At 58.9% G+C, this 11,544-nt stretch carries 9 protein-coding genes and 2 pseudogenes; 8 read left to right on the forward strand and 3 right to left on the reverse strand.

All coding sequences use genetic code 11. The features are described from left to right. Nucleotides 1-304: 304 nt before the first annotated feature. Nucleotides 305-1,072 (reverse strand): TSUP family transporter, encoded by a 768-nt coding sequence (locus JQC81_RS30720; RefSeq protein ID WP_203275571.1) that lies wholly within the window; start codon nt 1,070-1,072, stop codon nt 305-307. Between the two features lie 582 nt (nt 1,073-1,654). Then, nucleotides 1,655-2,167: pseudogene (locus tag JQC81_RS30725) on the reverse strand (transposase); the annotation flags it as partial. Nucleotides 2,168-2,208: 41 nt separating this feature from the next. Between JQC81_RS30725 and JQC81_RS30730 the strand changes: the two are divergent. Both JQC81_RS30730 and JQC81_RS30735 read left to right on the forward strand, forming a co-directional pair. Beyond that, nucleotides 2,209-2,664 (forward strand): IS630 family transposase, encoded by a 456-nt coding sequence (locus JQC81_RS30730; RefSeq protein WP_203275572.1) that lies wholly within the window; start codon nt 2,209-2,211, stop codon nt 2,662-2,664. 195 nt (nt 2,665-2,859) lie between these two features. Continuing rightward, on the forward strand, nt 2,860-4,935 hold the full coding sequence (locus JQC81_RS30735; protein ID WP_203275573.1) for a recombinase family protein: 2,076 nt from the start codon (nt 2,860-2,862) through the stop codon (nt 4,933-4,935). Nucleotides 4,936-5,054: 119 nt separating this feature from the next. On the opposite strand, the gene JQC81_RS30740 is transcribed toward JQC81_RS30735, so the two are convergent. Further along, the gene (locus JQC81_RS30740) at nt 5,055-5,963 is read right to left on the reverse strand and encodes a LysR family transcriptional regulator (RefSeq protein ID WP_203275574.1); all 909 of its coding nucleotides are present in this window, start codon (nt 5,961-5,963) and stop codon (nt 5,055-5,057) included. A gap of 84 nt (nt 5,964-6,047) precedes the next feature. On the opposite strand from JQC81_RS30740, the gene JQC81_RS30745 reads away from it, so the two are divergent. The 6 genes and pseudogenes from JQC81_RS30745 to JQC81_RS33625 form a co-directional block, all read left to right on the forward strand. Next, a complete protein-coding gene (locus tag JQC81_RS30745) occupies nt 6,048-7,193 on the forward strand; it encodes a CaiB/BaiF CoA transferase family protein (protein WP_203275575.1) in 1,146 nt (381 codons plus the stop codon). A 40-nt stretch (nt 7,194-7,233) separates the two neighbouring features. Continuing rightward, complete coding sequence (locus JQC81_RS30750; protein WP_203275576.1) at nt 7,234-8,367, forward strand: acyl-CoA dehydrogenase family protein; 1,134 nt, start codon at nt 7,234-7,236, stop codon at nt 8,365-8,367. Between the two features lie 166 nt (nt 8,368-8,533). Beyond that, a complete protein-coding gene (locus JQC81_RS30755; protein WP_203275577.1) occupies nt 8,534-9,478 on the forward strand; it encodes an ABC transporter substrate-binding protein in 945 nt (314 codons plus the stop codon). A gap of 93 nt (nt 9,479-9,571) precedes the next feature. Beyond that, a complete protein-coding gene (locus JQC81_RS30760) occupies nt 9,572-10,348 on the forward strand; it encodes an ABC transporter permease (protein WP_203275578.1) in 777 nt (258 codons plus the stop codon). Nucleotides 10,349-10,368: 20 nt separating this feature from the next. Then, nucleotides 10,369-11,178, forward strand: coding sequence for an ABC transporter ATP-binding protein (locus JQC81_RS30765; protein ID WP_203275579.1), 810 nt, complete (start codon nt 10,369-10,371; stop codon nt 11,176-11,178). A 217-nt stretch (nt 11,179-11,395) separates the two neighbouring features. Further along, nucleotides 11,396-11,544, forward strand: a pseudogene (locus JQC81_RS33625) (electron transfer flavoprotein subunit beta/FixA family protein); the annotation flags it as partial.

Below are 11,544 nucleotides of genomic sequence, written 5' to 3' on the forward strand. Positions count from 1 at the left end.
GATGATCTCCTGCACCAACACCTCTTCAACGCTCAACCCATTGCTTTGGATTTAAACCAGCTCGCAATCCGCTTTAGCAGGCTTGCTCATCCCATTGTTCTTATGCCTAAGTCACCGCCTAGGAGTTACCGTGGCAGCCCGAATAGATCGAATGCACACGCCGACAGATCGGAGGGACTCTGACTGAGGCATTGGCGCCCTTAGGGTACCCAGGTAGCATCAGGGGCAAGGTTGGACATTCCGCAGAGTGTCCCCATTCAGCAAGGCCAAGAGGTCTAAGCTTGTCTATGACGGCGTCCCAGTATCAGATATCTTTCAGAAGGTGAAGTATAGGAGGCACGCCGAGTGACAGACCAGAAAGCAGCAGAAGGACGAAAACGATGCGGCGCATCCTGACGGGGGAGAAGGGCGGCGGACAGCGCCGCGCAATGTAAGTGGCTGCAATGACTGCCGGAACGGCAAGGAGCCCAGTCAAGGTTGATGCTGACGGAGAGTCCCCCGAGAGAATCACAAGGCTGATGCGGAATACGGCGTTGAGCGCAAAAACCGTCACCAGGGTTTCACGCACTTTCACCAACGGCAAAGGCTGACGGTAGAAGTGGTACACAAGCGGCGGGCCTGCGGTTGAGAACATTCCGCCCATCATCCCAGCAATCCCACCGAAGAACAGAAATGATCCATAGCCGGACTGTGTGCTGAGCGGTTCAGGTTTTCGCGCAAGCTGCAGACTGGAGACGACAATTATGAAGCCGAGAACCATCTGCAGAAGATCGGTGCGGGATCCAGCGAGGCATCCAAGCAACCAATAGCCGACGAAGAGCATAGGAATGCTCCCGAACATGACAAGGCCAAATTCACGCCATGCTACATCACGCCAGCCCTTCAGGAGCATTTGGGAGGCATTCACGAGGGTCAACACGCTCACAATCATTGCGGCGTGAGGCAACGGGAGCAGTCCGGTGAGACCAACTCCACCCATGGTCACGAGGCCGAATGCAAAGCCCGTGAGTGTCTGTACATAAGCAGCAATGCCAGTCAGAACCAGAAAACCAATGAGTTCCATAAGCGACATACTTGGGTGTCTTTCCAGAGTGAGAGCAGGGCCTATACAGGCTTGAGATTGCGTCCATCACTTTCTACTCGGCGGCATATCATAGCTGAGCCACCAGCAAAACGTCGCCAACTCTTGGTCAATGGTGCCATACAGGCCTGGGTATGCCGACCCGCGTCGTTTCATGATATTGGCGAGCACCGCAATAGCCCATGTGAGGCAATCCTCGGCCACCAGCTTGGGCTCTCTCTCAGGCCGCTCTTAGATGTTACCCGCCTCCACCTACGCGGGGCCGCACCATGATGACAAGATGGTTGAAGGCTATTTGAACAGATTCTCACTGTAATAGAGATAGAGGAGTGGGGCTGCTGCCCAATGAGTGCGTCGAGCGCCTCCGTGCGGATCTAGGCGAAGAGGGACTGGCAGCGCTGCTCTTTTGCTCTCGATAGAGGGTTGGCTTGCGCCATGGGCAGGGACGTGCTGCGTGACTGACGTGTGGAACTCTTAGGAAAGCGTACGATTTTGTGGACGATTTGGGAGCACTTGAAGCAGCTCTCATTGAATAGTAATCAAACATATGAGGTGGCTGGCTCCTAATGATCTTCACGGAAGGCCTGCAACAGAGAGCCCTGCGTGCCGAAAGAAGCTGACGATCATCTTGGGGTGACCTTGCAAGCGACAGAATTCACGGCGGGCCAGACGGTGTAGATCAGCGACTGACCCGGGCAGCGCGTTCGCCATGGCGCCTTTGACGAGGGCATTGCATTGCTCCTCCGGGTTGAGCTCTGGCGCATAGGCCGGCAGGTAGGCCACCGCGTAGTCCTGCGGATGGGCCGCGATGAAGGCGCTGGTTGCTCGGGAGCGGTGGGCATTCAGCCGATCCCAGACCACCAGCAGCGGCGTGCCGACCTTCCGGCGGAAAGACCGCAGGGCCGCGATCACGGTGCTGCTTGTGACGCTGGTGCGGACATGGCGGGCATAGAGCCGCCCGTCCGGCGTGATCGCCACGATGCTCGAGACCTCACGCCGTTTGCTCACCCGCCGCAACACCGGGGTCTGCCCGCGTCGCGCCCAGGTCGTGGCTGGCCGGGCACAGAAGCTGTGGCCGGTCTCATCCCGGAGGAGAAGGGTGCGATGCTCCCGCTGCGCCTAATGGCATGGACCGGCTGGACGTAGCCCAGGAGCGCCGCCGCTTTCGGGTGTGGCAACGCTTCATGAATCCCAGCCGCTTTGTGTTTCTGGATGAGACCGGCACCGCCACCAACATGACCCGGCGCTATGGGCATTCGCCGCGCGGACAGCGGGTCGTCGATGCGGTACCACACGGGCACTGGCTGACCACCACCTTTGTGGCGGGCCTGCGGGAAAGTGGCATCATCGCTCCGCTCGTGGTGGACGGGCTCATGCGGGGCGAGATCTTCCGCGCCTATGTGGAGCAGATGCTGGCACCAGCCCTCTCTCCTAGTGATGTGGTGGTGCTCGACAATCTTGCAACCCACAAGGTGGCAGGCGTTGAGGAGGCGATCCGAGCCGCCGGGGCCAGCCTGCTGTACCTGCCGCCATATCGTCCCGATCTCAATCCGATCGAGATCGGACCAACGTGGAACCTCTGAACGTGAGGTTCCATTGACACCGCGAGTGGGCCATCAGGCGCTGCGCGCCTTGGCCTTATGGATGGCAGCACGCCATGACCCCGCGATCGACACCCATCCACTGGCAGGATCTGCCGCCCGACCGGCGCCGTCGCCTGGTGGTGCTGATCTCCAACCTCATCCGCCAGTCTCTGGCCGCCACACAGGAGGCGGATCATGAGCCCGGAACTCGACATCCTCGCTCCGACACTCTCCGACAAGATCCGGGCCCGCCATTGTGACCGCCAGGCGGTCGTCTATGTCCGCCAGTCCACGCTGCGGCAGATCGAGCACAACCGCGAATCCACCCGCCTGCAATACGCCCTGACGGACCGCGCCTGCCAGCTCGGCTGGCGACCCGAGCAGATCATGGTCATCGATGACGATCTCGGGCGTTCCGCCGCCTCGGCCCTCGACCGGCCCGGCTTCCAGCGCCTGGTGGCCGAGGTTGGCTTCGGCCACATCGGCCTGGTGCTCGGCATCGAGGTCTCGCGCCTGGCACGCTCGTGCCGCGACTGGCATCAGCTGCTGGAGATGTGCGCCCTCTTCGATACCCTGATCGGCGATGCCGACGGCATCTACGACCCCAGTCTCTACAACGATCGCCTGCTGCTCGGCCTGAAGGGCACCATGAGCGAGGCGGAGATCCACATCCTCAAAGCGCGCATGCTCGAGGGCCGCCGCGCCAAGGCACAGCGCGGCGAGTTGGTTCTGGGGCTGCCCCGCGGCTACGTGCTCAAGCCATCCGGTGAGGTCGCGCTCGATCCCGACGAGGAAGTGCAGGAGATCATCCGTCTGGTGTTTACCCTCTTCGAGCGGAGACGTTCGGTCAGCGGCATCCTGCGCTATCTCGTCGACCACGACCTTCGCCTACCGGACCGCATCCGCCGCGGGCCGCACAAGGGCGACGTGCACTGGACCCGGCCCAACGGGCAGACGCTGCGCGACATGCTGCGCAACCCGCTTTATGCCGGAGCATATGTCTATGGCCGGCGCACCTATGACGGCCGCCTGCGCCGGCCCGGCCAGCCGCACAGCGGCAAACGCTTCCTGCATGATCCAAAGGCCTGGAAGGTGCTGCACCAAGGCACGCGTCCGGCCTACATTGATTGGGACACCTTCGAGCGGAACCAGGAGCAGATGGCAGCCAATCGCGCCCGCCACACCGGCCTTCCCCGCGGCGGCCCCGCGCTGCTCGGCGGGCTGGTGACCTGCGGGGTCTGTGGCCGGCGCATGTGCGTCACTTACAACGACGATGGCCGGGAAGCGCGGTATGCCTGCAATCAGATGGCAACGACCTACGGCGCGCCTCAGTGCCAGTCGATCAGTGCCCGCCCGGTGGATGAGCATGTCAGTGCTTTGATGCTGGAGGCGCTCTCGCCCTCGGCGATTGAGGTCAGCCTGCAGGTGGCCGAGGATCTCGAGCTGGAGCGTCAGCAACGACGGCAGCACTGGAAGCAGCGATTGGAACGCGCAGGCTACGAGGCGGATCTGGCCCGCCGGCGCTATGAGGCGGTCGACCCGTCCAACCGCCTTGTGGCACGCACCCTGGAGCGGGATTGGGAGACGGCGCTGACAGCCCACCAGACGCTGGAGAGCGAGCACCAGCGGGCCCTGGCCCATGAGCCGGAACGGCTGACGCCGGAGGAGCAGGCGGCGGTGCACCGCTTGGCCGAGGACATTCCGGCCCTGTGGAGTGCTGCGTCCACAACGGCGCGTGACCGGCAGACGATCGCACGGACCATGCTCGATCGGGTGGTGATCCATCTGCAGGGCGCGACCGAGCGGGCGGAGATCGCATGCCACTGGGCCGGCGGCGTCATCACCCGGCATGCGGTGATCCGGCCGGTGCGGCGGTTCGAGCAGCTGGCGAACTTCGATCAGCTGCTGGCACGGGCGGTGGCGTTGCGGACGGCGGGTACCACGGCCGAGCAGATTGCCGCCCGCCTGAACGCGGAGGGCTTTCGGCCCGCCAAGCGCAGCGCCTTCAACGCTCCAATGATCCGGCGCCTGCTGCAGCGGCACGGGCATGGCACGAAGCGGCCGATCTGGTCCGGGAAAGTGCCGCGTGCGGATGATGAGGAAATGACCTTGCAGGAAGTGGCCGAGCAGCTTGGGGCACACCGGCAGACAGTATACGGTTGGCTGCGGCGGGGGACACTCAAGGGGCGGTTGGCTCAGGTAGGGACACAACGCATTTGGCTGGTGAAACTCGCCGATAGCCCCGCAGCTCGCATCAAGCCATCAGACTGAACGTCACAGGAAGCAGTCATTGAGAGGCATCATGCCAACACGATCGAGCAGCTCTTCGCCAAGCTCAAGGCGCTCCTGCGCAACGCGGGCGCACGGACCAAGGAGGCACTTTTGATAAATTATGCCATCGACTTGAATGAAAAATGCTCACGAATACTCTGAATGAAAGCTTCGGCCATCCAGGTTACAGGAAACTGCCTAGGAGTAATGACGACAACCTTCTGTGGAGGAACCATTTCAGCGATCTCAAGGCTGACCAGAGGGCGTCCATCGTAGCTGACTTGTGGATAAGGATTGGTGACCAACACAGAGATGCCATGCCCGTTTGCAACCATCCCTCTCACCATTTCCAAGGACTGCGTTTCCATCGCAATGATCGGCGTCACACCGACCAACCTAAACAGACTTAGGAAATACTCCCGGCTGTACGGCAGATTTATAAGAATCAACGGATTCTCGGCGATCTCCCTCAGTGACACAGTCCTGCGTGTGGCCCATGGATGATCGGAGCTTACAAGGGCATAGGGTTTCAGGTGTCCGACGACTTCCATGTTTCCACTTCGCCCGAGATCCAAATCGTATGTGAGCGCCACTTCAATGGAGCCGTTGTCGATCAAATGATGCAGTTGCTCAACATTCGCTTCGTGTAGCCTCACCTGAACACCAGGATTATGCTGCCGGAAGCGCCTGATGATAGCCGGCACGTGACTTGGCCCAAGCGTAATTAGACAGCCGACATCAATCCAGGCATCGCGACCATTCATGCCGTTTGGTGAGGCAATCCACGCTTTGGACTGAGAAAGCAGGCTTCGAGCTTCAGCCAGCTTAGATTTTCCCGCAGGCGTCAAGACGAGACCCTTGGCATGGTGTCGGACGAACAGCACTTCGCCGAGTGTTTCCTCGAGCTGCTTAATGGCCATCGAAACAGAAGGCTGCGAGACGTTCAGCGCATGCGCGGCTTGCGCGGTACCTCCGTGCTCAACGGCGGACACGAAATACTGTAGCTGCCGGAGCGTGAACGGGATCAAGAAAATCTATCTCCTGTATGCGTATAAATTATTTGCTTTGATCCCAAAGACGTCAATAGCCTTCAGGATAACAGGAGACAAAGCGTGCCGACAGAGCTGAACAATGTTAAAGGACCACTCAGCGGGCTGCGTGTTCTCGACTTTACGCGTGTTCTCGCAGGCCCGTTTGCGACCGCACTCCTGGCTGATGTTGGAGCAGAGGTTATCAAGGTCGAGCCTCCTCATGGAGATGACTATCGCCACATTGGACCATTTATCGACGGCGAGAGTGCGCTCTTCATGTCAACAAATCGTGGCAAGCGCAGCATTGTCCTTGACCTTAAGTCCCCCGAGGACCTCAAGGTAGCTCTAAGACTTGCCGAGACGGCAGACGTCGTAGTTGAGAATTTCCGCCCAGGCGTCGCTGACAAGCTTGGAATTGGCTACAGCACATTGTCCGCGGTGAACCCGAAACTGGTCTACCTCAGCATCTCCGGTTTTGGTCAGACAGGACCTATGCGCGACCGCCCAGCCTACGACATAATCATTCAGGCAACGAGCGGCCTCATGTCTCTAACAGGAGACCCGGACGGACCTCCCGTCATGGTCGGTGAAGCAATCGCGGATCTGGTGGCGGGTCTTTACGGGTCCTGGGCCGTGACATCCGCTCTCTGGCAGCGCGAACAGACAGGCCGAGGCTGTTACATTGATCTTGCAATGTTTGATGCCCTTCTCTCTCTTTTGCCAACTGGTGCATGTCGCCACCTCGCAAGCGGCGAGATTCCGCAGCGCGTCGGAAACCGCCACCCTCTTTCGGCACCGTTCGGCGTGTATCAGACATCCGATGGCCATGTGGCTATCGCGGTGCTCAACGAAAGGCTGTTTGAACGCTTTGCAGAGGTCATTAAGCGCCCTGATCTTGTGACTGATCCCCGATTCCGGACCGACGCGGATCGCGCTGCAAATGAGCCCTTCCTCCGCTCCGTCATCGAACAATGGTCAACCCCGCTTTCATCTGCAGAGGTTGAGAGCTGGCTCTCGAAAGCGGGTATCCCCGTTGCACCGATCCAGAATCTCGCAGAGGCAATCCATTCGGAACAGACCCGCCATCGCATGCTGTTCCGACAGGACGAGATGAGTTTCCCTCTTCCAGAGCAACCTGCGCACTTTTCCGGCACCGTTCGTGGTCGACCTGCTCCAGTCCCTAAACTCGGGCAGCATACCCAGCAAATTCTGGCCGATCTCTGGTGACCATTAGTGCAGATCTTTTCGACGCATAGCGGGTATAAACATGAACTTCCATCCAGACTCTGACGATCTTGCCGTTGCAGAGACAATTGCAAAATTCGCTGAGGCCGTATTGAAGCCCCGAGCCCAGGCGATCGACGAGACGGAAACCTTTGTCGCGGAGCACATCCCGGCGTTGGGAGACCTAGGAGTCATGGGCATGAACCTTCCCGAACGGTGGGGAGGAGCAGGCGTATCCCCGATCGCGCTTTATCTTGCCGTCGAAGCTCTGGCCGGCGCATGTGGCTCGACTGTTTCGATGGTGACAGCGCATTATCTCGCGACGGACTCAATCCTCTTGGGCGGCGGCGATGACGTTCGGGTGCAGTACCTGCCCGACGCCGCCACTGGGCGCACTCTCGGAGCTTTCGCTTTGACGGAGCCTCGAGCCGGATCAAATCCCGCTGATATGAGCACCCGGGCTGTTCGTGAGAAAGGGGGCTACCGGATCAGCGGCGTAAAACATTTTATTTCTAATGCTGCGCATGCCGATTTCATCGTCGTTTTTGCGAAGACCGATCCTGCATCTGGCTACAAGGGCATCAGCGCGTTTGTTGTCGAGCCAAAAAATGGCGGTGTCCACGTCAGCGCCCCAGAGAAAACCATGGGGTTGCGAGGTGGGCACGTCTTTGAAGTTGTGTTTGACTGCTGGGTTCCTGAAAGCAATCGATTGGGACCGGAAGGCAGCGGTTTTCGAACCGCGATGAATGTGCTGGACAATGGTCGCATCGAAGTATCCGCGATGTGCACCGGCATGGCGAAAGTGGCCCTTGCTGCGGCGATCGATTGGTCGCAGACGCGCCAAGTAGACGGGCACCCGATTGCTGAGTTCCAAGGGCTGCAGTGGATCCTTGCAGATATGGCAACTGAACTCGACGCGGCTCGCTTAGTGGGATTGCGAGCGGCATCCCTGCGAGGCTCAGGGAAACGATACTCGCGAGAAGCATCCATGGCCAAGCTGTTTGCATCTGAGACCGCTGGCAGTGTCATTGATCGCGCACTGCAGATCCATGGTGGCTATGGTTACTCGCGAGACCTACCGCTCGAACGGCTCGCACGTGACGCTCGTATCATGCGTATTTACGAGGGTTCATCTGAGATCCAGCGCAACATCATTGCTCGAACGTTACTCATGTAACCTAAAATCAAGAAAGCCTAAGGATGCCGAGTCTTCCTTGATTGCTGGCTTCGATTTCTCTGTCACCGCAACCGGACAAAGCAACCTGAAGCATAGCTTCAACAGTGGAGTGGAAGCCCGGCCGGCGTGCGGAAATGTGTAGCAATAACGATCAAGGAGGATAGCTATGAAAACATCAATCTTGGGACTGACCTTAATTTGTGCGGTGGCGGGTGCCCCAGCCATGGCACAGGATGCAAAGGTGACAATTGGCATCTCGGGCTGGACGGGCTTCGCGCCCCTGACGCTCGCGAAGGAAGCCGGCATCTTCAAGAAGAACGGCTTGGACGTCACGATTAGGAAAGTCCCGCAGGCCAGCCGCCATCTCGCGATCCAGTCCGGTGACATCCAATGTGCCGCCACGACGGTCGAGACCTGGATCGTCTGGAACGCCAACGGCGTGCCTACCAAGCAGATCTTCCAGCTCGACAAGAGCTTCGGCGCCGACGGCATGGTGGTGAGGAACGACGTCGGCTCGATCAAGGACATCAAGGGTAAGCAGGTGGCGGCCTCTGCGCCCGGCACGTCGCCCTATTTCGTGCTGGCCTGGATGCTGAAGAAGAACGGGCTCTCGGTGAAGGACGTGACCGTCGTCAACATGGAACCGGGCCCAGCCGCCCAGGCCTTCATCGCCGGCCAGAACGATGCGGCCATGACCTACGAGCCGTATCTTTCCTCCGTGCGCGCCGCGCCTCAGTCCGGCAAGATCATCGCCACCACGCTCGATTACCCGGCCGTGATGGACACCTTCGGCTGCACGCCGAAATTTCTCGCCGATAACCCGAAAGCCGCCAAGGCCCTGGCCGACAGCTATTTCGAGGCCCTCGACATGATCGCCAAGGATCAGGCGAAGGCCTACGAGATCATGGGCGCGGACGTGAAGCAGACGGGCGAGGCCTTCGGTAAGTCCGCCCAGTACCTGCGCTGGCAGGACCGCGAGGCCAACAAGAAGTTCTTCGCAAGCGAGTTCAAGACCTTCTCGGCCGAGGCCGCCGACCTGCTACTCGAGACCGGCGTCATCAAGCAGAAGCCGGACATCGCCTCCATCGTCGACAGCAGCTTCGTGCAGTAGCGGCTACCAATATGGCGACGCAGGCTCGACCCATCGTGCGGCGCCTCCGCCTCTCACGATTCTCCTCCAGACTCTGAAGGTCCGATCATGCTAATGTCTCGTCCTCTCGAACCCATAGCTCTAGCGTGGCGCGTCGCCCTAGGTTTCTCCTTCTTTGTGCTTTTCGTTGCAACATGGAGCATTGCGACGCTTGGCGGATTTGTCTCAAAAACCTTCCTCGCCGACCCGATCACAATGGTTCAGGACGGATGGACGCTCCTGACACGTTTTGGATTTGTGGCCGACATTGCTATAACGATCTCACGGGTGCTCGGTGGTTTTCTCATCGCATCGATCATCGCGGTGCCCATCGGAATCCTCATGGGAGCGTACAAGCCTGTTGAGGCTTTCTTCGAGCCCTTTGTTTCGTTTGCCCGTTATCTGCCGGCCTCAGCATTTATACCGTTGCTAATTCTATGGGCTGGTATTGGTGAGACCCAAAAGCTCCTCGTCATCTTCATTGGCTCCGTGTTTCAGATCATTCTGATGGTTGCGGTCTCCGTTGGTAGCACCCGTAGAGATCTTGTCGAAGCGGCTTACACCCTCGGTGCCAGGGACAGGGGAGTGGTCCAGAGGGTTTTGATTCCTGCATCTGCGCCGGACATTGCCGAGATCTTGCGGCTCGTCCTCGGATGGGCCTGGACCTATGTCATCGTCGCTGAATTGATCGGCTCCTCGTCGGGTATCGGGCATATGATCATCGACAGTCAGGCACTGCTTGCTACGGGTCAGATGATTTTTGGCATCATCGTGATCGGCCTTATTGGTCTGGTGTCGGACTTTCTCTTCAAGATGGTAAACAAGAAATTCTTTCGCTGGAGGCTCACGTGATTGACCAAATCATAAACACTGTGCCGGCTTTCTCGACCAAGGCGCCTGCGAAGCTCCTGGTCGAGGGTGTCTCTCGCCAATTCTCTAGCGGGCGTGGACGGGCTCCAATCCGCGCGCTTGAACCGACAGATCTTGCAATCTCCGAGAATGATTTCATCACGATTCTTGGGCCGTCTGGGTGCGGAAAGTCAACACTCTTGCGGATTGTTGCTGGTCTGGCCAAGCCAACGGCCGGTCGGGTTCTGCTCGGCGGCCGACCTGTTACGGGCCCAGGACCAGACCGGGGTATGGTGTTTCAGTCGTATACTCTCTTTCCGTGGCTAACTGTGGCCGAAAATATAGCTTTCGGCTTGCGGGAGCGGGGGACCCCTGCAAAGAGGCGCTCCGAGATCGTGTCTGCGTTTGTGAGTAAAGTCGGTCTCAGCGGATTCGAAAGCCACTATCCGATGCAGCTCTCGGGAGGTATGCAACAGCGCACTGCAATCGCGCGGGCTCTTGCTAACGACCCCGAAATTTTGCTTCTCGATGAACCATTCGGCGCCCTCGATAATCAAACACGTGGACTTATGCAGGAACTCTTGCTCGGCATTTGGGAGCGCGAGCGCAAAACTGTAATCTTCGTGACGCACGACATTGAGGAAGCGATCTTTATGGCCTCACGTGTGATTGTCATGACAGCTCGACCAGGGCGTATAAAAGCCGACATTGCCGTCAACCTCCCACACCCACGCCATTACACGATAAAGACAAGCCCTGAGTTCTTGCGTCTCAAAGAGCAGTTAACCGAAGAGATTCGCGCCGAAGCCGTTATGGCCGCTCTAGAGCACTAGATCGCGAGTGGTGGCTTATACTCACCTGAGGATACCTCATACTGCGGGATGAACACACTTGTAGGCGGAGCGGCTGCGATATCATTGAGGAAAACTAGCACCATCAATGACCACCGCGTGGCCCACTCTGGTTCGAGGCCATCCTCGCTAAGATCTACCGTCGGCAGCGCTCTAGGCTACTCTCAAAAAGCAAAGGTAATCACAAGGGGACAGACGAATGAAGCTTCTTGTATGCGTGAAGCGGGTTGTGGACTACAACGTCAAGATCCGGGTGAAGCCGGATGGATCGGGCGTGGAGCTCGCCAACATCAAGATGTCCATGAACCCCTTCGACGAGATCGCCGTCGAGGAGGCCGTGCGCCTCAA

The organism is Microvirga arabica (assembly GCF_016811235.1).
Taxonomy (GTDB): Bacteria; Pseudomonadota; Alphaproteobacteria; order Rhizobiales; family Beijerinckiaceae; genus Microvirga; species Microvirga arabica.